Annotated in this window: 19 protein-coding genes and 1 riboswitch; of the genes, 1 reads left to right on the top strand and 18 read right to left on the bottom strand. The window is 69.0% G+C overall.

Annotated elements, in window-relative coordinates; all coding sequences use genetic code 11:
- The first annotated feature begins 29 nt into the window (after positions 1 to 29).
- A complete protein-coding gene (locus WT26_RS04520; protein WP_069272270.1) occupies positions 30 to 1,502 on the top strand; it encodes an amidase in 1,473 nt (490 codons plus the stop codon).
- 162 nt (positions 1,503 to 1,664) lie between these two features.
- On the opposite strand, the gene metF is transcribed toward WT26_RS04520, so the two are convergent.
- The 18 genes from metF to cheW form a co-directional block, all read right to left on the bottom strand.
- Entirely contained in the window at positions 1,665 to 2,495 is an 831-nt protein-coding gene (gene metF, locus WT26_RS04515) for a methylenetetrahydrofolate reductase [NAD(P)H] (RefSeq protein ID WP_021164275.1), read from the bottom strand.
- A gap of 25 nt (positions 2,496 to 2,520) precedes the next feature.
- Positions 2,521 to 2,874, bottom strand: coding sequence for a phage holin family protein (locus WT26_RS04510; RefSeq protein ID WP_006477367.1), 354 nt, complete (start codon positions 2,872 to 2,874; stop codon positions 2,521 to 2,523).
- A 127-nt stretch (positions 2,875 to 3,001) separates the two neighbouring features.
- Entirely contained in the window at positions 3,002 to 4,420 is a 1,419-nt protein-coding gene (gene ahcY, locus WT26_RS04505; protein ID WP_027788633.1) for an adenosylhomocysteinase, read from the bottom strand.
- Positions 4,421 to 4,452: 32 nt separating this feature from the next.
- A riboswitch (S-adenosyl-L-homocysteine riboswitch) is annotated at positions 4,453 to 4,568 on the bottom strand.
- Positions 4,569 to 4,661: 93 nt separating this feature from the next.
- On the bottom strand, positions 4,662 to 5,396 hold the full coding sequence (locus WT26_RS04500; protein ID WP_006484033.1) for an RNA polymerase sigma factor FliA: 735 nt from the start codon (positions 5,394 to 5,396) through the stop codon (positions 4,662 to 4,664).
- A 22-nt stretch (positions 5,397 to 5,418) separates the two neighbouring features.
- Positions 5,419 to 6,237, bottom strand: coding sequence for a flagellar biosynthesis protein FlhG (locus tag WT26_RS04495; RefSeq protein ID WP_059528210.1), 819 nt, complete (start codon positions 6,235 to 6,237; stop codon positions 5,419 to 5,421).
- Complete coding sequence (gene flhF, locus WT26_RS04490; protein ID WP_069272269.1) at positions 6,230 to 7,978, bottom strand: flagellar biosynthesis protein FlhF; 1,749 nt, start codon at positions 7,976 to 7,978, stop codon at positions 6,230 to 6,232. The genes WT26_RS04495 and flhF overlap by 8 nt, the downstream gene beginning before the upstream one ends.
- Positions 7,975 to 10,074: a flagellar biosynthesis protein FlhA gene (gene flhA / locus WT26_RS04485; RefSeq protein ID WP_059528204.1), complete on the bottom strand. Its 2,100-nt coding sequence runs from the start codon at positions 10,072 to 10,074 to the stop codon at positions 7,975 to 7,977. Before flhA ends, flhF begins: the two co-directional genes overlap by 4 nt.
- Positions 10,071 to 11,267: a flagellar biosynthesis protein FlhB gene (flhB, locus tag WT26_RS04480; protein WP_059528202.1), complete on the bottom strand. Its 1,197-nt coding sequence runs from the start codon at positions 11,265 to 11,267 to the stop codon at positions 10,071 to 10,073. Before flhB ends, flhA begins: the two co-directional genes overlap by 4 nt.
- A 178-nt stretch (positions 11,268 to 11,445) precedes the next feature.
- The gene (locus tag WT26_RS37090; RefSeq protein WP_155774632.1) at positions 11,446 to 11,586 is read right to left on the bottom strand and encodes a hypothetical protein; all 141 of its coding nucleotides are present in this window, start codon (positions 11,584 to 11,586) and stop codon (positions 11,446 to 11,448) included.
- A gap of 316 nt (positions 11,587 to 11,902) precedes the next feature.
- A complete protein-coding gene (locus WT26_RS04475) occupies positions 11,903 to 13,153 on the bottom strand; it encodes a DUF3443 domain-containing protein (protein ID WP_069272268.1) in 1,251 nt (416 codons plus the stop codon).
- 16 nt (positions 13,154 to 13,169) lie between these two features.
- Positions 13,170 to 13,673, bottom strand: coding sequence for a DUF2844 domain-containing protein (locus WT26_RS04470; protein WP_069272267.1), 504 nt, complete (start codon positions 13,671 to 13,673; stop codon positions 13,170 to 13,172).
- 227 nt (positions 13,674 to 13,900) lie between these two features.
- The gene (gene cheZ, locus WT26_RS04465) at positions 13,901 to 14,632 is read right to left on the bottom strand and encodes a protein phosphatase CheZ (protein WP_059528184.1); all 732 of its coding nucleotides are present in this window, start codon (positions 14,630 to 14,632) and stop codon (positions 13,901 to 13,903) included.
- A gap of 1 nt (position 14,633) precedes the next feature.
- On the bottom strand, positions 14,634 to 15,029 hold the full coding sequence (cheY, locus tag WT26_RS04460) for a chemotaxis response regulator CheY (protein ID WP_006485893.1): 396 nt from the start codon (positions 15,027 to 15,029) through the stop codon (positions 14,634 to 14,636).
- A 68-nt stretch (positions 15,030 to 15,097) separates the two neighbouring features.
- Complete coding sequence (locus WT26_RS04455; RefSeq protein WP_059667679.1) at positions 15,098 to 16,189, bottom strand: protein-glutamate methylesterase/protein-glutamine glutaminase; 1,092 nt, start codon at positions 16,187 to 16,189, stop codon at positions 15,098 to 15,100.
- An 8-nt stretch (positions 16,190 to 16,197) separates the two neighbouring features.
- Entirely contained in the window at positions 16,198 to 16,989 is a 792-nt protein-coding gene (cheD, locus tag WT26_RS04450) for a chemoreceptor glutamine deamidase CheD (RefSeq protein ID WP_069272266.1), read from the bottom strand.
- A complete protein-coding gene (locus tag WT26_RS04445) occupies positions 16,986 to 17,951 on the bottom strand; it encodes a CheR family methyltransferase (protein WP_069272265.1) in 966 nt (321 codons plus the stop codon). The genes cheD and WT26_RS04445 overlap by 4 nt, the downstream gene beginning before the upstream one ends.
- Positions 17,952 to 17,954: 3 nt before the next feature.
- Entirely contained in the window at positions 17,955 to 19,859 is a 1,905-nt protein-coding gene (locus WT26_RS04440) for a methyl-accepting chemotaxis protein (RefSeq protein WP_069272264.1), read from the bottom strand.
- Between the two features lie 37 nt (positions 19,860 to 19,896).
- On the bottom strand, positions 19,897 to 20,412 hold the full coding sequence (gene cheW / locus WT26_RS04435; protein ID WP_021164320.1) for a chemotaxis protein CheW: 516 nt from the start codon (positions 20,410 to 20,412) through the stop codon (positions 19,897 to 19,899).
- Positions 20,413 to 20,441 lie beyond the last annotated feature (29 nt).

Raw genomic sequence — 20,441 nt, 5'->3', positions numbered from 1 at the left:
CGCCATACGTCACAACGGGGGTGACTGCGATGCACTCGGACTATCTCGCGCACGACGCGATCGGCCTCGCCGCACTGGTACGCGAACGCAAGGCGAGCCCGCGCGAACTGCTCGACGCCGCGATCGGCCAGGCCGAAGCGGTCAACAGCGCGATCAACGCGATCGTGCTGCAGGATTATGACACCGCGCGCGAGCGCGCCGCCGCGCTGTGCGAATCCGGCGGCCCGTTCGCCGGCGTGCCGTATCTGGTCAAGGATCTCGGCGCGGCGGTGGCCGGGCTGCCGCTGTCGATGGGCAGCCGGCACTACCGGTATTTCGTGCCTGACGACGATTCGCCGGTGATCGCGCGCAGCCGCGCGGCCGGCCTCAACGTGTTCGGCAAGACCAACACGTCGGAAATCGGCCAGATGCCGTACACGGAACCCGAACTGTTCGGCGCATGCCGCAATCCGTGGAATCTCGACCACACGCCCGGCGGCTCGAGCGGCGGCGCGGCCGCGGCCGTCGCGGCCGGCATCGTGCCGCTCGCGCATGCGTCCGACGGCGGCGGCTCGATCCGCATTCCGGCGTCGTGCTGCGGGCTGTTCGGCCTGAAGCCGAGCCGCAATCCGGTCCTCGTCGACCTGCCGTCGAACGGCGAGCTGGTCGTCCAGCATGCGGTCACGCGCAGCGTGCGCGACAGCGCGCTGCTGCTCGACGTGACGACCGGCCAGACCTTGCCGGCCGGCGCGCCCGGCACGTTCCTCGGCGAGCTCGACACGCCGCCCGGCCCGCTGCGGATCGGCCTCGTGCTCGACCCGATGCTCGCGCCGGCGCTCGCCGACGACACCCGCGCGGCGCTCGACGACGCGGCCGCGCTGCTCGAATCGCTCGGCCACCACGTCGAGCCGGCGACGCTGCACATCGACTACGCGCGCGCGGCCGAAACCTTCCTCACGCTGTGGGCGACGATCGCCGAGGAGATGGTGCTCGGCGCACGCGCGCTGACCGGCCGCACGCCGAAGCGCGGCGAATTCGAAGCGGCGACGTGGGCGATGGCCGTGGTCGGCCGGCGCCTCGCGCGCACCCGCCTGCCGGACGTGCTCGAATGGCAGCGCCAGCTCACCGTGCAGGTCGCCGGCCTCGTGTCGCGCTACGACGCGATTTTGTGCGCGTCGCTCGCGGGGCCGCCGGTGAAGATCGGCGAATTGCAGCCGACGCCGTTCGAATCGGCGCAGATGAAGGTGCTCGCCGCGCTGCCGGTGAAGCCGCTGCTGAAGGAAATGCTCGCGAAGTCGTCGGAAAAGGCGTTCACGTGGGCCGGCTGCACCGAGCTGTTCAACCTGACCGGCCAGCCGGCGATGTCGGTGCCGCTCTACTGGAACGCGCGCGGGCTGCCGATCGGCGTGCAGTTCGCCGCGCGCCACACCGACGACGCGCTGCTGCTCAGGCTCGCCCGGCAGCTCGAACAGGCGCGGCCGTGGTTCGACCGCCGCCCGCCGCTGATGCAGGCGCGGGGGTGATGCGCGCGGCGGCGCGCCGATAGCCCGCCGCCCGTAGGCTGTGGCCGGTCGCCCGGCGCCCGCTGCCGGTCGCCCGCTGCCGGTCGCCCGTATCCCCAAACGACGAAGCCCCGCCGGCAACGCCGGCAGGGCTTCGTCGCAGTCTGCGCAGCCGCGCGGCGCTTACACGTCGAGCCGTTCGCAGATCGTCCGCGTCGCGGCCGCCGTGTTCAGCGTATAGAAATGCAGCCCGGGCACGCCCGCGTCGACCAGACGCTGGCACAGGCCCGTGACGACGTCCGCGCCGAACGCGCGGATCGACTCGCGATCGTCGCCGAAACTCTCGAGCCGGCGCGCCACCCAGCGCGGCACTTCGGCGCCGCACATCTCGGAGAAGCGCATCAGCTGCGAGAAGTTCGTGATCGGCATGATGCCCGGCACGATCGGCACGTCCACGCCCAGCTTGCGCGCATCGTCGACGAAGCGGAAATACGCGTCGGCGTTGAAGAAGTACTGCGTGATCGCCGAATTCGCGCCGGCTTTCACCTTGCGCGCGAAATTCTCGAGATCGGCCTTCGGCGAGCGCGATTGCGGGTGGTACTCCGGGTAGCCGGCGACCTCGATGTGGAACCAGTCGCCATGCTCGGCGCGGATGAAGCTGACGAGCTCGGACGCATAGCGCAGCTCGCCGACCGCGCCCATCCCGGACGGCAGGTCGCCGCGCAGCGCGACGATGTGCCGGATGCCGTACGAGCGGTACTGGTCGAGGATCGCGCGCAGGCTGTCGCGCGACGAGCCGATGCACGACAGGTGCGGCGCGGCTTCGAGGCCGTCCTTCTGCATGTCGAGCACGGTATCGAGCGTGCCCTGCTGCGTCGAGCCGCCGGCGCCGAACGTCACGGAGACGAATTTCGGCTTCAGCGGCATCAGTTGCGCACGCGTGGCGCGCAGCTTCTCGACGCCTTCCGCCGTCTTCGGCGGGAAGAATTCAAACGAGAGTTCGATCGGTTTCATGATTCGGTGGGAACAGGCTCAGGCCTCAGCCGATGTCGCGCTGACCGAAGATCAGTGCGGACAGCAGCCACGACACGATGCTGTACAGGATCGAACCGAAGAACGCCGACCAGAACCCCGACACCTCGAAGCCCTTCAGCAGCGACGACGCGAACCAGAAGCACAACGCGTTCACGACGAGGATGAACACCCCGAGCGTGACGATCGTGACGGGCAGCGTCAGCAGGATCAGCACCGGGCGGATCACCGTGTTGATCAGGCCGAGCACGACCGCGATGATCAGCGCCGTGCCGAAGCTCTTGATGTGGATCGACGGCACGAGGTACGTGATGATCAGCAGCGCGAGCGCGTTGATGACCCAGGTGAGGATGACGCTCATGGAGTGCTCCGGTTCGGTGGACGCTCGGACGGAACGGCGGCGCCGCCGCGCCGGTTGCGAGACGCGCACGCGAAAACGAAAACGCTTCGCGGCGCGCCCCGCCGCCGGCGGGCGGCGGCTTGCCGCATCAGTAGCGGTAGTGGTTCGGCTTGAACGGGCCGTCCTTCTGCACGCCGATGTACGAAGCCTGTTCGTCCGACAGCACGGACAGGTTCGCGCCGATGCGCGCGAGGTGCAGGCGCGCGACCTTTTCATCGAGGTGCTTCGGCAGCACGTACACCTTGTTCTCGTACTCGTTGCCGCGCACGAACAGCTCGATCTGCGCGAGCGTCTGGTTCGCGAACGAGTTCGACATCACGAACGACGGGTGGCCGGTCGCGCAGCCCAGGTTCACGAGGCGGCCTTCCGCCAGCAGGATCACGCGCTTGCCGTCCGGGAAGATGATGTGGTCGACCTGCGGCTTGATGTTTTCCCACTGGTACTGGCGGGTCGACGCGACGTCGATTTCCGAGTCGAAGTGACCGATGTTGCAGACGATCGCGTTGTGGCGCATCGCCTTCATGTGATCGTGGTTGATCACGTGATAGTTGCCGGTGGCCGTCACGAAGATGTCGGCCTTGTCGGCCGCGTATTCCATCGTCACGACGCGGTAGCCTTCCATCGCCGCCTGCAGCGCGCAGATCGGATCGATTTCGGTGACCCACACGGTCGCGCCCAGGCCGCGCAGCGACTGCGCGCAACCCTTGCCCACGTCGCCGTAGCCTGCGACGACCGCGACCTTGCCCGCGATCATCACGTCGGTCGCGCGCTTGATGCCGTCGACCAGCGATTCACGGCAGCCGTACAGGTTGTCGAACTTCGACTTCGTGACCGAATCGTTCACGTTGAACGCCGGGAACGGCAGGCGGCCGTCCTTTTCCATCTGGTACAGGCGGTGCACGCCGGTCGTGGTTTCCTCGGTCACGCCCTTGATGTGCGCGAGGCGCGTCGAGTACCAGGTCGGGTCCGCGTCGAGGTGCTTCGCGATCGACTTGTACAGCGCGACTTCTTCCTCGTTGGTCGGCTTCGCGATCACGGAACGGTCCTTCTCGGCCTTCGCGCCGAGGATCAGCAGCAGCGTTGCGTCGCCGCCGTCGTCCAGGATCATGTTCGCGAATTCGCCGTTCGGCCATTCGAAGATGCGGTGCGAGAACTCCCAGTATTCGTCGAGCGATTCGCCCTTGAACGCGAACACCGGCGTGCCGGCTTCGACGATCGCGGCAGCCGCGTGGTCCTGCGTCGAGAAGATGTTGCACGACGCCCAGCGGACGTCCGCGCCGAGCGCCTTCAGCGTCTCGATCAGCACGCCGGTCTGGATCGTCATGTGCAGCGAACCGGCGATGCGCGCGCCCTTCAGCGGCTGCTGCGCCTTGTATTCGTCGCGGATCTGCACGAGGCCCGGCATTTCGGTCTCGGCGATGTTCAGTTCCTTGCGGCCCCAGCCGGCCAGCGCCATGTCGGCGACGACGAAATCGTTGGAAGCTTTGGAATCGATAATGGCGTTCATCACGCCCTCCTTTCTAAAAAGTTTCTAGATTGGTGACGTGAGCGCCGTTCAGGAAGCGGGGCCGATGCGGTTTTGCCGCACGGCTGCTTGGTGAAGCCTTCCGAGCCTGGCGGACGCAGGATGGTCCGTCGCAACGCTCCTCGGAAAACGGAGGGGATTGTAGCAAATCGGCGCGCAGAATGCGCACACGGGTGCCAAACGCGCCGCGCCGATGCGCGCGGCCGTCAGGAACGGCAAAGGGTCAGGATTCCGCGCCGACCCACGCCTGTTCGCGCAGCCGCGCGCGCAGGCGCGCGACGGCCTGGCTGTGCAGCTGGCATACGCGCGATTCGCTCACTTCGAGCACCGCGCCGATCTCGCGCAGATTCAGACCCCGTTCGTAGTACAGCGACATCAGCAGCTTCTCGCGCTCCGGCAGCCGCTCGATCGCCTCGACGAGCGCTTCGCGCAGGTGCTCGTCGAGCAGCGCCGACAGCGGATCCGCGTGGTCGACGCGGTAGCGGTCGAGGAACGGCTCGTCGTCGGCCGCGCGGTCGAAATCCTCGTAATAGATCAGCTGGCTGCCGTGCAGGTCCTGCAGCATGCCCTGGTATTCGTCGAGCGGCATGTTCAGGTGCTGCGCGATCTCGGTCTCGCTCGCCGAGCGGCCGAGATGCTGCTCGACCTGGTGCACCGCGTGCTCGACCTCGCGCGACGTCTTGCGCAGGCTGCGCGGCAGCCAGTCGTTGCTGCGCAGCTCGTCGAGCATCGCGCCGCGGATGCGCTGCGTCGCGTAGGTCTCGAACTGCGCGCCCTGGTCCTCCTTGTAGCGGCCGGCCGCGTCCATCAGGCCGATCATGCCGGCCTGGATCAGGTCGTCGAGGTCGACGCTCGCCGGCATCTTCGCGACGAGCTGCAGCCCGAGGCGACGCACGAGCGGCGCATATTGCGCGAGCACGTCGGCCTGGGACATCTTTCCTTGAGCGTTGTACATCATGGCTCTCTCCTTCCGGTGGCGCTCACGCGGCGTGTGCCGCGCCCGCCTCATACGACGGCTTGCCGCCCGCGTGCACGGCGCGGCCCGCACCCGAACGCGGGCGCATCGGCCAGTACAGCAGGTCGGCGGCAATCTGCCGGTAGTCGCGCGCGGCAGCCGACGACGGGAACGCGTCGACCGCGGCGCGCGTCAGCTCGCGTGCATGCTCGACGAGCGGATCGGCGCTCACGCAGCCCGCGTCGGCGATCGACACCGTCAGGTAGCGGCTCGCGACGCCCGCGAGGTTGTCGAACGCGACCTTCGCGTCCGCGTGGCTGCCGACGTGATTGGCCAGCACGCGGAACTGCGCGAACGCATGCGCGAAATGCAGCCGCTTCATGCACGCGTATGCCTCGGTGATCGCCTGCGCGGCGACCCGCGTCACGACCAGCACGTCGTGCGCTTCGCGGGCGAGCGCCGAGAATGCGCCGTCGGCGCCGAGCTGCGCGTCGACGAGGACGATGTCGGCCGGCCCGTCGATGAAATCGCTGAGCTGCGCGTCGGTGTAGCCGGCGCGCGCGAGCCGCGCGGCGGCGCACAGGCCGAAGCCGGCCGCGACCCGCGTGCGCTCGCCGTCGCGCAGCCACGCGCCGGCAAGCGTCGCGCTGGCCGAATGCACGTCGGCGCGCTCGTCGACGACGAGCACGTCCTTGCCGAGCGACGCGAGCGCCGCCGCGAGGTTCACGACGGTGGACGTGCAGCCGACACCCGCCGGCCCGCCCGTCACCGCGACGATGCGCGACGCGCGCCCGGCCAGCAGGCGCCGCAGCCCTTCGGCCTGGTCGATGATTCGCTTATCCAAATCGCACCTCGTGCAGCTCGGCGGTGGAACGTGCGGTCAGTGCGGAAAGCAGCGTCGGCATGTCCTCGTCTTGCGGCACGAAGGGCGAGCCGTCGCGCGGCACACAGAACGCGCTCTTCAGCAGGAATCGGGTCGACGCGACGTACAGGTTCTCCGGCACCTTCTGGCCGGTCGACACGTAGTGGATCGGCAGCTTGTAGCGGATCACCGTGTCGAGCACGCCGCCGAGGTGGGTCGCCTCGTCGAGCTTCGTGAGGATGCAGCCGGCGAGGTCCGGATGCTCGCCCGCGCTGCGGTACGCCTGCACGACTTCGTTGAGCGTGTCGCCGTGGCTCGTCGCGTTGAGCAGCAGCAGGCGCTGCACCGGCGCGTTCGCGCCGTGCAGCATCGCGATCTGGTCGGATACCGCGCGGTCGCGCTGGCTCATGCCGATCGTGTCGATCAGCACGATGTGCTTGTTGCGCAGCTCGGACAGCGCGAGCGCGAGATCGCCCGCATCCTTCACCGCGTGCACGGGCACGCCGAGGATCTTGCCGAAGATGCGCAGCTGTTCGTGGCCGCCGATCCGGTAGCTGTCGGTGGTCAGCAGCGCGACCTTGCTCGCGCCGAAGCGCATCACGCAGCGCGCGGCCAGCTTCGCGGTGGTGGTCGTCTTGCCGACGCCCGTCGGCCCCATCAGCGCGAACACGCCGCCGCGCTCCATCAGCGCGTCCTCGCTGTCGAGCACCGGCAGGTTCGCCGCGAGCACCGACTGCGCCCATTCGGCCGCCTGTTCGAAGCTCTGCGCGCCGTCGCCGGACGGCATGTTGTCGACCAGCATCCTCACGAGCTGCGCGGAGAAACCGGCCGCGAACAGGTGCTTCGTCAGCGCGCCATGCACGGCGCTGCGGCGCTGGCGGTCGTGCCACATCAGGCTGTCGAACTGCTCTTCCATCATCCCGCGCAGCTCGCCGAGCTCCTGCATCACCGTATCGTTGACGATCCGCTCGAGGCGCGACTTCACCGCATCGGCCACCGCGGCGGCGGTGTCTTCAGGCATGCGCGCGCGGTCCGCCGCCTTCGGCGCGGGCGCGTCGGCGCCGCGGCGCGGCGCAACGTCGTCCGCCGGCACGCGGCGCGCGACGTTGCGCACGATGTCGCGCGCCCAGCCGGGCGGCGTCGCTTCGTGCGCGGCGCGCGGCGCAACTTCCTGCGCCGGCGTCGCCTGCGCGCGCGCCATCAGCGCATCGCGCTGCTGCGTCAGGCGCTTCGCGTGCTCGACCAGCCACGGCGCGGGTTCGGAAGGGGCGGCGGGCGATCCCGGGGCAGGCCATCCTGCGGCGGGCGATCCCGCGGCAGGCACGCGTGCGGCGAACGATCCCGCGGCGGGCGCAGCGGCGGCGGCAGAGCCCGCCACCGGCGCCGCAGGCGCGTCGGTCGTCTCGGCGCTTGCGCCGAACACCGACGAGAACACGTCCGGCAACCCGCCTTCGCCTGCCGCATACGGATTGACGGCCGCCCGCGGCGCCGTGCCCGCGGGCGCCGGCGCGCCGGCCCGGAGCGCCGCGCCGGGCAGCGCGACGGCGTCGGCCGCGCCCGGCGGCGTGATCGCCGACAGTTCGGCGTCGGCGAGGGCGACGATTTCCACGCTGCCGTCATCGAGCGTGCGGTTCGACAGCACGACCGCGTCGGCGCCGAGCGCCTCGCGCACGAGACGAAGTGCGTCGCGGCTCGTTGCGCCGGTGAATTTGCGAATGTTCAAGCGGAACCCCCGATGACGTTAACGACTTTGATCGTGCGTGTGTCCGGCACTTCGGCGTACGACAGCACTTTCAATTGCGGCAGGCTGCGGCGCAGGAAGCGCGCGAGCATCGCGCGCAGCGCGTGCTGCACGAGCAGCACGGGCGGCAGCCCGAGATTCTGTTGACGCAGCATCGCCTGCTGCGTACCGGTCAGAAGGTTGTGCGCGAGGCCGGGTTCGAGGCCCGGGTTCGCGCCGGTGGCGAGCGCCTGCGACAGCACGCGCTCGAGATTCGAGTCGAGGCCCATCACCTGCATCTCGCCCGCGCCCGGATACCACTGCTGCGTGATCGCGCGGCCGAGCGCGAGCCGCACCGCGGCCGTGATCTCGAACGCGTCGCCGCGGCCCGCGTGCTCGGACACGGCCTCGAGGATCGTGCGCATGTCGCGGATCGGCACGCCTTCCTCGAGCAGGTTCTGCAGCACCTTCTGCAGCGTCGTCAGCGAGATCGTCTTCGGCACGAGGTCCTCGACGAGCGACGGCGCGTCCTTGCCGGTGCGCTCGACGAGCGCCTGCACTTCCTGGCGGCCGAGCAGCTCGGCCGCGTGCTGGACGACCAGATGGTTCAGGTGCGTCGCGACGACCGTGCTCGCGTCGACCACCGTGTAGCCGTACACCTGCGCCTGCTCGCGCATCGCGACATCGATCCACACGGCCGGCAGCCCGAACGCGGGATCCTGCGTGACGGCGCCCGGCAACGCGGCCGTCACCTGGCCGGGGTTGATCGCGAGCCACTGGCCCGGGAACACTTCGCCGACGCCGATCTCGACGCCCTTCAGCGCGATCCGGTAGGCGTTCGGCCGCAGTTCGAGGTTGTCGCGGATATGGATCACGGGCGGCAGGAAGCCGATTTCCTGCGCGAATTTCTTGCGGATGCTCTTGATGCGCTTGAGCAGTTCGCCGTCGCTGTTCTTGTCGACGAGCGGGATCAGCCGGTAGCCGACTTCGAGGCCGAGCGGGTCGATCAGCTGCACGTCGTCCCAGGTCGCCTCGTGGCTGTCGGACGGCAGCACGGCGGGCGGCGCGATGTCGGTCAGGTCGCCGGCCGCCTTGCGGGCCGCCGCGCGCTTCGTCTGCGTGCGGGCCAGCCAGATCGCGCCGCCGCCGAGCGCGAGGAACGCGAAGTGCGGCATGCCCGGGATCAGCCCCATCAGCACGATGATCGCGCCGGTGATGGTCAGCACGCGCGGGTTCGTGAACAGCTGGCCGGTGATCTGCGTGCCGATGTCCTCGTCGGTCGCGACGCGCGACACGATCACGCCGGCCGCGGTCGAGATCACGAGCGAGGGGATCTGCGCGACGAGGCCGTCGCCGATCGTCAGCAGCGTGTAGTTCGTGCCGGCCGCGGCGAACGTCATGTCGTGCTGGACCATCCCGACGATCAGCCCGCCGATCACGTTGATCGCCATGATGATCAGGCCGGCGATCGCGTCGCCGCGCACGAACTTCGACGCGCCGTCCATCGACCCGTAGAACTCGGCTTCCTGCGAGACCGCCAGGCGGCGCTTGCGCGCCTGCTCTTCGTTGATGAGACCCGCGTTCAGGTCGGCGTCGATCGCCATCTGCTTGCCGGGCATCGCGTCGAGCGTGAAGCGCGCGGACACTTCGGCGATCCGCCCCGCGCCCTTCGTGATCACCATGAAGTTGATGATCATCAGGATCACGAACACGACGATGCCGACCGCGAAGTTGCCGCCGACGAGGAAGTGGCCGAACGCCTCGATCACCTGGCCGGCCGCGTCCGGCCCGGTGTGGCCCTCGAGCAGCACGACGCGCGTCGACGCGACGTTCAGCGACAGGCGCAGCAGCGTCGAGAACAGCAGCACGCTCGGGAACGCCGCGAAGTCGAGCGGCTTCATCGTGTACATGCTGACGAGCAGCACCATCACCGACAGCGCGATGTTGAAGGTGAACAGCAGATCCAGCAGCATCGGCGGCAGCGGCAGGATCATCATCCCCAAAATCATGCAGATGAGGATCGGGCCCGCGAGCGCGCGCAGGTTGGTGCCCGCGAACGGATTCTGGCGCTTCGAGAACAGGCCGGTCGGGGTGCTCATGCCGCGCCTCCGTTACCGAGCGTGTCTTCGGCTTCCTCGCGTTCGTCGTCGGCGGAAACCGACGCGCCCTTGTCGAGGTCGGCCGGCACGTCCAGGTCGACCGGCGCCGCCGGGAACGCCCCGCCTTCCGAACGGAAGCGCTTGAGCTGGTAGACCCACGCGAGCACTTCGGCGACGGCCGAGTACAGCGAGCCGGGAATCTCGCGTTCGAGTTCGACGTTGTGATACAGCGCGCGCGCGAGCGGCGGCGCTTCGAGCAGCGGCACGTTGTGTTCGGCCGCGAGTTCGCGGATGCGCGCGGCGACGAGGTTCACGCCCTTCGCGACGACCTTCGGCGCGCGCATCTCGCCGTCCGTATACTGCAGCGCGACCGCGAAGTGCGTCGGGTTCGTCACGACCACGTCGGCCTTCGGCACGGCCGCCATCATCCGGCGCCGCGCGATCGCGCGCTGCTGCTGGCGGATCCGCCCCTTCACGTGCGGATCGCCTTCGTTCTCGCGATGCTCGCGCTTCACTTCTTCCTTCGTCATGCGCAACTTCTTGTTGTACTGCCAGAGTTGGTAAGGCACGTCGAGCGCGGCGACCACCAGCATCCCGGCGACCGTCGTGCCGCAGCACACGGCGACCAGGTGCAGCGCATCGGGCAGCGCCACGCCGAGCGGCTGCGTCGCGAGGCCGAGCAGCTCGTCCTTGCTGCGCCAGATCGCGACGCCGCCGATACCGCCGACGACCAGCGTCTTCGCGAGCGACATCCCGAGCTGGATCGGCCCCTGGATCGAGAAGATCCGGCCAAGGCCCGAGATCGGGTTCAGGCGGTCGAACTTCAGCTCGAACGTCTTCTGCGAGATCAGCCAGCCGCCGAGCGCCATCGGCGCGAGCAGCGCGGCGACGCCGGTGAGCGCGAGCAGCGGCAGCAGCGCGGCGAAGCCTTCGAGGCTCGCGCTGCCGGCCGCCGACAGCATCCGGTTCGTGTCGAACGCGGTCGCGCGATCGAACCTGAACGCGCCGCGCAGCATCGCCTGCAGATGCCCGCCCGACGGGCCCGCGAGCAGCCAGGCGCCGTAGAACCCGGCCGCGAGCAGCGCGAACGAAGCCAGTTCGCGCGAACGCGCGACCTGCCCCTCCTCGCGCGCCTTCTCGCGGCGCCTGGGAGTGGCGGCTTCGGTCTTGTCGAGATCGCTCTCGTCTGCCACGGGGCCTCCAGTCGGGTACGGCGGAATGCCGCTTTCCAGTGACACCGATTATTCATGGAGGCGTCAAACGCCGATCGGTCGAGCAAAGCCGGGAAAGGGGGGTATTTCGGGGAATCGGGCGGACGACGGCGCGCGGACGGCCGGCGGCGCGCGGACGGGCGCGCCGGGCCCGCGCCGGTCAGCCGGCGACGAGCGGATCGGGGCCGAAGCGGCCGGGATGGTCGGCGCGGTGCGCGCGCCGCTGCGTGAGCGGCGCCGTCGGGCCGACGTGCGTAATGAAGGCGATCAGCGGGCTTTGCGCACGGCGCGCACGGTGCACACGGCCCTCGAATCCTGGATATTGATCAACCGCTGAACGAATGGCATCCGTGAAGTTCATTTCGTTCACCCCCTGTTGTTATCAACACCTCCGGAGTCACGCGACGAGTATAGGTAGGATTTTTCGGATTATTCCGATTTTTTCGGGGACGGCGGACAGCTGCCGGGCGCCGGCACTTTCGCACGAGCGTTATTTTTAATTAATCACACGCAGATAAATCCTGGCCGCATCCGATAATCGAAAAAATCGAAAGCCGGATCAATGAAAAAGGGGGCGATCTCTCGCCCCCTTTGTCATGCGCTTCGCCCGCCGCGGCTCAGAATGCGACGTAGGGCGCGGCGCCGCCGCTGCCGCGCAGGTCCATCCCGAAGTAGATCGTCTTGCCGTAGAAGTGCGGCATGCCGATGTCGAGCCATGGCGCCGGGTTCGAGACCGGCGTTTTACCGAAAGGCCCCCCGATGTCGTTGAACGCGTACGTCGACGGGTTCGAGAACAGCGAATCGGCGTTCGCGACCGGCATCGTCACCGTCGCCTGCGCACCGTTCTGGCCCGTGAGCGTCGCCGAATAGTTCACGGTCCCCGACGGACAGTAAAACGATGAATTGCGCGTGCAAATCGTCTGCGAGTCGTCGAAGAAATACGCGTTCGAGCCCGTATCGAAGAACGCGCCGCCACCGGCCGCCGGCGACAACGTGCGGCCGAGGAACGACGCGGTGACGTCGCCCGTCGTCGTGGACGGCAGCACGTTCGACGCGCCCAATGCATTGTTGGCCTGCGTGCCGATGCCGAACGTCAGCAGCCCCGTCGCGCTCGCCTGGCCGTTGGCCGAGATGCCCGACATCTGCACGATCACGCCATTGTTGTCGCTCGCGAAACGATGAACCGGGTTGGCCACCTGCTGCGCCACCGGCACGAGCGTCACGTTGCAGCTCGCATTGCCGTTCGGGCACGCGTAGTAGTTGTTGCTCGACGACGTCGACGTCGCGCAGGTCGTGCCGCAGTCGACCGGCGCCGGCCCGATGCCGAGAATCCCGTTCGCGCCGAGCGCGTTCGCCGAGTTGGCGGCCGTGCCGTTGTTGGTGCACGAGGTCGGGACGTTGGTGGCACCGAGGTCGCCGAGAACCTGCACCGGCAGCGCGCTGGCCGTTTCGCCGCCGATCTTCAGGTCGACCGTGCGCACCGAACCCCACGTATAGCTCGACACGAACTTGCCGCACTCGGCGAGCGGCGCGCCGTTCACGGTCGTCACGGGCAGGCCGCCCAGCACACCCGGCACCGCGTCGCTGACGAGCCGCAGCCCGTAGGACGCGGTATCGACGAGCACGTTGTTGACCACCTGGCAGTTCGACGTGCCCGGCGCGCAGACCTTCACGCTGATGGTCGGGATGTTGATCACGTTCGCCACGCCCCGGCCGACGGTGATGACCGCGGTGTTTGACGCGGTGGGCGCGGGCGGTGGCGGGGAGCCGCCGCCGTCGCCGCCACCGCATGCCGTCACGAGGACGGCCGTCGCCGCCGCGAGGCCCAGCACGCGGAGCCAGCGCTTGAATGTATGAGAAATTCTCAAGATCGCTCTCCCGCTGTCACTGGATGTCGGTGCCGGCCACGCCGGCAGGCAGCGCCGCCGGCAGCCAGGCCTGGCCCGAGAAGGCGCCCATGTGGCCGCCCGTCCGGATCACGAGGCCGCTCGTGTCGACGGACACCGGCGCGCGCCAGCCGCGCGCCTTGTGCGCCGCCTGCACGCCGGCGGTGTACTGCGGGAAATAGCTGCCGAACACCTGCCCGAGATCGGGCATCGACGGGCCGCGCCACGCAAGGCCGAACACGCTGCCGGCGGCCGACGTGTATTCATGGATCACGGTGCCTGACGCCAGCGAAAGCTCGCGCACCGTGTAGGCGGGCGCGCCCGCCGACGAGCCGTCGGCCGCGCGCATCGCGCGCTGCAATGCGCGCACGCTTGCGGCCTGATCGTCCGCGGGCGGCGACATCGGCGCGCCGCCCAGTTCCGCATGTGCGTGGACGCTCCACAGCACACCCATTGCAGCCGTCGCGCGCGCGACGGCCCAGCCCAAGCGTTTCAGCTTCACTTTCCCCCCCAGGGAATTGCCTCGTTGTCGACGGCGAGCGCGGTGCGAACCGCGACGCCGTCGCGTCATGTCAGACGAACCGACGAACGGTGATTCTGATACAGCTTGAAGCGTAGTATGCCTGCGGAGTGTAACGAAGTGTCAACGGCGCGTATGAGGATTCGCCCGGGGCCGGGCGGGCACGCAGGCGCGGCGTCGCCGGACGTCGCGCCGCGCCCGCGGGATCGTCAGAAGCCCAGGCTGGCGAGCAGGTCGTCGACCTGCCCCTGGTCCTGGACCACGTCGGATTTGCCTTCCGGTGCGATCTGCGGGCCGTTCAGCAGCGACTCGGGGCTGCCGGTCGAGCTCATCTGCTCGGCGGCGAGCGCGGCCGCGGTGGCCGCGAACTGCTCGCGCCGCTCGGGCGCGATGTTCTCGACCAGCACCGTGAGGAGCTGCTGCTCGATCAGGTAGACCATGTCCATGATCTTCTTGATCACCTGCCCGGTCAGGTCCTGGAAATCCTGCGCGAGCATGATCTCGAGCAGTTGCGCGCTGGTCGCCGACGTCGATTCGGGCAGCGTGCGCAGGAACGTGCGCGTATCGTCCATCAGCTCGCGCACTTCCGCGTGCTCGATCGGCGCCGCGTACCACTGCGCCCAGCGCGCGTCGAGCGCTTCGGCTTCGTTCTGGAGGCGCGCCTGCATCGGCTTGGCCACCTCGATCGCATTCAGCACGCGCTCGGCCGCCTGCTCGGTCATCGTCGCGACGTAGCGCAGCCGGTCGCGCGCATCCGGCACGGCTTCGGCCGCCCGCTCGACATGCTTGTCGAGCCCGAGCTCGCGCATCGAATCGCGCAGCGTGCGAGTGACATGGCCGATGCGCGCGAGGATGCGGTCGCTCGCGAAATCGGCACCTTCGGCCTGGCCGTCGGCGCTGAACCCGGCGCCCGTCAGCGCGGCATGGATCGGCTCGTTCACGTCAGCTCCCGGCCTTCGCCATCTTGTCGATGATCTTGTTCAGCTTCTCGTCGAGCGTCGCGGCCGTAAACGGTTTCACGACGTAGCCGCTCGCGCCGGCCTGCGCCGCCGCGATGATGTTCTCCTTCTTCGACTCGGCCGTGACCATCAGCACCGGCAGGTGCGTGAGCGTCGCGTCCGCGCGGATCTCCTTCAGCATCGCGAGGCCGTCGAGGTTCGGCATGTTCCAGTCCGAGATCACGAAGTCGTAGCCGCCGCCGCGCAGCCGCGCGAGGCCGGCGAGGCCGTCCTCGGCCTCGTCGACGTTCGAGTAGCCCAGTTCCTTGAGCAGGTTGCGGACGATCCGGCGCATCGTCGGGAAATCGTCCACCACCAGGATTTTCATGCTCTTGTCCATCGTCGTTCCTTTCCAGATTCGTTTCCCGTCGGGACGCGTATCGTGGCACGCGCCCCGTGACATTCCATTCAAACGCGCTGCACGCGGTCGCCCATCGTCGCCAGGCGCGCCATCACGCGGCGGCTCATGTCGGCGAGCGGCGCGATCTCGTCCGCGCCGCCGAGCGCGATCGCCTCGCGCGGCATCCCGAACACGATGCAGCTTGCTTCGTCCTGCGCGAACGTGTGGGCGCCCGCGCGTTTCATTTCCAGCAGGCCGGCCGCGCCGTCGCGGCCCATCCCGGTCAGGATCACCCCGATCGCGTTCTTGCCCGCGTGCGTCGCCGCCGAGCGGAACAGCACGTCGACCGACGGGCGGTGCCGGTTGACCGGCGGCTCGTCCGACAGTTGCGCAATATAGTTCGCCCCGCTCCTCGCGAGCAACAGGTGCGCATGGCCCGGCGCGATATACGCATGGCCCGGCAGCACGCGCTCGCCGTGCTCGGCTTCCTTCACCGCGATCCGGCACAGGCCGTTCAGCCGCTGCGCGAACGATTTCGTGAAGCCCGGCGGCATGTGCTGCGCGATCAGCACGGCCGGCGCATCCGGCGGCAGCGGCGTCAGCACTTCGCGGATCGCCTCGGTGCCGCCCGTCGATGCGCCGATGATGATCAGCTTCTCGGTACTGACGAGCGGGTTGTTGATCATCGGCGCGGCCGCGTGGCTGTCCGCCGCGCGCGCGACGGCCTGCGGCTGCGGCGCCTGGCGCACGCGCGCACGCGACGCCGCGCGGATCTTGTCGGCGAGCTTTTCCGCGTAGTCGAGCATCCCGTCGCGAATCCCGACGCGCGGCTTCGTCACGAAATCGACCGCACCGAGTTCGAGCGCGCGCAGCGTGATTTCCGAGCCGCGCTCGGTCAGCGACGACACCATCACGACCGGCATCGGCCGCAGGCGCATCAGCTTCTCGAGGAAGTCGAGCCCGTCCATGCGCGGCATTTCGACGTCGAGCGTGAGCACGTCGGGGTTGTGCTGCTTGATGAGCTCGCGCGCGACGAGCGGATCGGGCGCGGTCGCGCACACCGTCATGTCGGGCTGGCTGTTGATGATCTCGGTCATCAGGCTGCGGATCAGCGCCGAATCGTCGACGCACAATACTTTGATCTTCTGCACTGCGGTCATGCCTCCTGCTATTTCGATATCGTCTGGGCGTAGCGGCCGCCGGCGTACGGGCTTCCGGCGGCCGGGCCGCCCGCCCCCGCACCGCCGCGCGCGCCGAACAGCTCGATGCGCGGGCGCGCCGGCTGAGCCGCGCCCGGCTGCTTCGCGAGCGGGTTCGCGCCGGGCTGGCCCGGCGCGGGCCGCGTCGCCGGCGTGCTGAACAGCTCGACGTGCGGACGCGGCCGTGCGGCGCGCAGGCGGTCGGCCTCGCGCGCGAGCGCGGCTTCGCGCTCGGTCACGCCCGGCACCTGCAGCCGCAGCTTCTTCACCATCGCGCGGCCCGTGCGCGGCATGAACGCGACCTTGCGCGGATGGACGTCCTGCAAGTCCTCGGCGGTGATGCGGATGCGTTCCAGCGCCAGATAGCGGCGCACGAAATCGGCGTTGCGATCGCCGATGTTGATCGTCGTCATCCCGGCCAGCACGGCCGCGCCGCCGAACACCTTCGCCTCGAAGCGCTCGCGGCGCCCGCCGGCCTTGATCAGCTCGTTGATCAGCACTTCCATCGCGTACGCGCCGTAGCGCATCGAGTCGGACGCGGCCGCGCCCGCATCGGCGCCGTCGTCGGGCAGCATGAAGTGATTCATCCCGCCGATGCCCGCGTACGGATCGTGAATGCACGCGGCGACGCACGAGCCGAGCACGGTCATCAGCACCATGTCCTCGGACGTCGTGTAGAACTCGTTCGGCAGCAGCTTCACGCCGGGAAGCCCGAAGTGGTTGTCGAAGTAGAGATTGGTCGCGATCGGCAGTGCGCTCATCGGCGTTCCCCGGCGGCCGGCGTCGCGGCCCCGCCCATGCGCGCGCGCGGCGCGCCGCCGCCGGACGCGGCCGCGCGCGACGCGTCGCGCGTCAGTTCATAGACCGTCTGCCCGCGCAGCCGGAACGCCTGCGTGACGTACGTGAAGTTTTCCGAATGGCCGGCGAACAGCAGCCCGCCCGGCTTCACGAGCGGCTCGAAGCGCGACAGCACCTGCCCCTGCGTCGGCTTGTCGAAATAGATCATCACGTTGCGGCAGAAGATCGCGTCGAACGGCTTCGCGATCCCGTAATCCGCATCGGTCAGGTTCAGCTGCTCGAAGCGGATCATCGCGCGCAGCTCGGGCCGCACCTTCACGCGGCCGGCCTGCGCGCCCGTGCCCTTCAGGAAGAAGCGCTTCAGCCGCTCCGGCGCCAGGTGCTTGACCTGGTCATACGTGTAGATGCCGGCCTCCGCCTTCGCGAGCACCTGCGTGTCGAGGTCGGTCGCGAGGATCGACGCGCCGCGCGCGGCCGATTCGCCGAGCGCCTCGATCAGCGTGATCGCGATCGAGTAAGGCTCCTCGCCGGTCGACGCCGCCGAACACCAGACCGACACCGGCGCGTCGCGGCCCTTCACGAAATCCGACAGGATCGGGAAATGGTGCGACTCGCGGAAGAACGCGGTCAGGTTCGTCGTCAGCGCATTGGTGAACGCTTCCCACTCGAGCGGATCGTCTTCCTGCTCGAGCAGGTCGAGGTAGTCGCGGAACGTGTCGAGGCCGCGCGCCCGCAAGCGGCGCGCGAGACGGCTGTACGCCATGTCGCGCTTGTGCTCGGACAGCGAGATCCCCGCGCGTTGATGGATCAGCGCGCGAATGCGTGCGAAATCCGCGCCCGTGAACGCGAAGTCGCGCCCGGCCTCACCGGCCCGGGTCGAAGCGTCCTGAGATTCGGCACGAAGCGGAGCGCGCGCAGTCAGCATGGCTTAGAAGGTCTCCCAGTCGTCATCGGACGTGCCGGACGTGGCCGGCGCCGGCTTCTCGCCGTTCAGCGCCGGGCGCACGAGCGCGGGCTTCGCGGCCGGCGCGGCGGGCTTGGCGGCGGCCGGCTTCGCGACGCGCGGCGCATAGCCGCCCGCGGCCGGCGCGCTGCCCGACGGCGCCTTCGGTTCGGCCGCGAGCGCGGCGCGCTTCACGGGCTGCGGTTCATGCGTGTGGGCGTGGGCCGAGTGTCCTGCCTGCGGCAGCGCCGGCACGGCGGCCGGCTGCGGCGCCGGGCGTGCGGCGGGCAGCGCCGGCGGCGCGGAGCGCACGGGCGCGGCCGCATGCGCGATGCCGCCGACGACGCGCCAGCCGGCGACGACCGTCTTCATCTGGCGCGTCTGCTCCTCGAGCGACGCGGCCGCGGCGGCCGCCTGCTCGACGAGCGCCGCGTTCTGCTGCGTGACCGAATCCATCTGGCCGACGGCGCGGTTGACCTGCTCGATGCCGGTCGACTGCTCGTCCGACGCGGCGCTGATCTCGCCCATGATGTCGGTCACACGGCGCACGGCCTGCACGATCTCGTCCATCGTCGAGCCGGCCCGCGCGACGAGCGCCGACCCGCTTTCGACCTTCTCGGCCGAATCGCCGATCAGCTGCTTGATTTCCTTCGCGGCGCTCGCGCTGCGTTGCGCGAGCGAGCGCACCTCGCCCGCCACCACCGCGAAGCCGCGGCCCTGTTCGCCCGCGCGCGCGGCTTCGACCGCCGCGTTCAGCGCGAGGATGTTGGTCTGGAACGCGATGCCTTCGATCGTGCCGATGATGTCGACGACCTTGCCCGAGCTCGCCGCGATGTCCTGCATCGTCGACACGACCTGGCCGACCACGTCGCCGCCCTGCGTCGCGATGTCCGATGCGTTCACCGCGAGCTGGCTGGCCTGACGCGCGTTCTCCGCGTTCTGGCGCACCGTGCCCGTCAGCTGCTCCATGCTCGACGCGGTTTCCTGCAGCGACGCGGCCTGCTCCTCGGTACGCTGCGACAGGTCGGTGTTGCCGGTCGCGATCTCGCGCGCGCCGACGTCGATCGACTCGGTGCCGCGATGCACGGCCTGCACCATCGTCGTGACGGCGTCCTGCATCCGCTTGATGCCGCCGAACAGGCGGCCGATCTCGTTGGTGCTGAACACGTTCACCGGCTCGGTGAGGTCGCCGCCGGCGATGCGCTCGAAGTGCGCGATCGCGTCCTCGAGCGGCTGCACGATCAGCCCGCGCAGCGCGAAGCGGATCGCGATCACGACGACGAACGCGATCGCGATGCCGGCCGCGATCAGCCCGATCATCAGCGAGATCTGCGATTGCGTCGCGGCCTGGCGATCTTCCGCGCGCTTCTGCAGCGACGCGACCACGGCCGACGCGGCCTGGTCGTACGCGACGAACATCGGGCTGATCTTGGTATCGGCGACCGCGTGGTACGCGGCCATGTCGCCCGCGCGCGCGGCCGCGAACTCGGGCTCGACGCCTTCCTTCACGATCGTCGTGTAGCGCGCGGTCAGGTCGTCGACGAGCGCCTGCTCGACGCCGAGCTTCGGCGTGGCCTGGAACGCCTGCCAGTTCTGGTTCGACTTCGCGTACAGCTCCTGCGCGCGGTCGAGCACCTTGGCCGCGTCGGCCGTGTTGCCGGCTTCCGTCAGCGAACGGAAGCGGTCGAGCGACACGCGCGCGCGCAGCAGGTACGACGACGTGTCGTCGAGCGTATGGATCGCCGGCAGGTCGACGTGCGCGATCTCGTCGAGCGAGCGGCTCGCTTGATTCAGCGCGTACAGGCCGAGCCCGCCGACGGCTGCGGCCAGCGCCACGAGGATGAGTCCGACCGCCGTGAGCGTCGTGCGGATCGACCAGTTATGCAACATTGCAGATTCTCCCGAAATTCCTGCGCGCGCGGCGCGCTTACCCGCCGAGCGTCTCGATCAGCGCCATTTCACGGCTCGACATCAGCTTCTCGATGTCCATCAGGATCAGCATCCGGCCGTCGACCGTGCCGAGGCCCGTCAGGTACTCGGTCGTCAGCGTCGCGCCGAATTCCGGCGCCGGCATGATCTGGTCGGTCTGCAGCGTCAGCACGTCCGACACGCCGTCGACCACCATCCCGACCACACGATGCGCGACGTTCAGGATGATCACGACCGTCTGGTGGTCGTACTCGACGCGGCCGAGATGGAACTTGATCCGCATGTCGACGATCGGCACGATGATCCCGCGCAGGTTGATCACGCCCTTGATGAAATCCGGTGCGTTCGCGATGCGCGTGACGCTGTCGTAGCCGCGGATTTCCTGCACCTTCAGGATGTCGATCCCGTATTCCTCGTCGCCGAGCGTGAACACGAGGAATTCCTGGCCCGTCGCGTCGCCTTGTTCCGCGTCGCGGCGGCTCGTTGCCGCGTTCGCCGCGGCCGGATTGATCATTTGGACTTCAGCAGACACGTTTGCCCCCA

The organism is Burkholderia cepacia, assembly GCF_001718835.1.
Classification (GTDB): Bacteria; Pseudomonadota; Gammaproteobacteria; order Burkholderiales; family Burkholderiaceae; genus Burkholderia; species Burkholderia cepacia_F.
This window is presented reverse-complemented; position numbering and strand designations above follow the sequence as displayed.

Bases quoted from the DNA above. Each gene is read 5' to 3' on its own strand.
- WT26_RS04520 (WP_069272270.1), top strand. From the start codon at position 30: ATGCACTCGGACTATCTCGCGCACGACGCGATCGGCCTCGCCGCACTG.
- metF (WP_021164275.1), bottom strand. From the start codon at position 2,495: ATGAAACCGATCGAACTCTCGTTTGAATTCTTCCCGCCGAAGACGGCG.
- WT26_RS04510 (WP_006477367.1), bottom strand. From the start codon at position 2,874: ATGAGCGTCATCCTCACCTGGGTCATCAACGCGCTCGCGCTGCTGATC.
- ahcY (WP_027788633.1), bottom strand. From the start codon at position 4,420: ATGAACGCCATTATCGATTCCAAAGCTTCCAACGATTTCGTCGTCGCC.
- WT26_RS04500 (WP_006484033.1), bottom strand. From the start codon at position 5,396: ATGATGTACAACGCTCAAGGAAAGATGTCCCAGGCCGACGTGCTCGCG.
- flhA (WP_059528204.1), bottom strand. From the start codon at position 10,074: ATGAGCACCCCGACCGGCCTGTTCTCGAAGCGCCAGAATCCGTTCGCG.
- cheY (WP_006485893.1), bottom strand. From the start codon at position 15,029: ATGGACAAGAGCATGAAAATCCTGGTGGTGGACGATTTCCCGACGATG.
- WT26_RS04455 (WP_059667679.1), bottom strand. From the start codon at position 16,189: ATGACCGCAGTGCAGAAGATCAAAGTATTGTGCGTCGACGATTCGGCG.
- cheD (WP_069272266.1), bottom strand. From the start codon at position 16,989: ATGAGCGCACTGCCGATCGCGACCAATCTCTACTTCGACAACCACTTC.
- WT26_RS04445 (WP_069272265.1), bottom strand. From the start codon at position 17,951: ATGCTGACTGCGCGCGCTCCGCTTCGTGCCGAATCTCAGGACGCTTCG.
- WT26_RS04440 (WP_069272264.1), bottom strand. From the start codon at position 19,859: ATGTTGCATAACTGGTCGATCCGCACGACGCTCACGGCGGTCGGACTC.
- cheW (WP_021164320.1), bottom strand. From the start codon at position 20,412: ATGATCAATCCGGCCGCGGCGAACGCGGCAACGAGCCGCCGCGACGCG.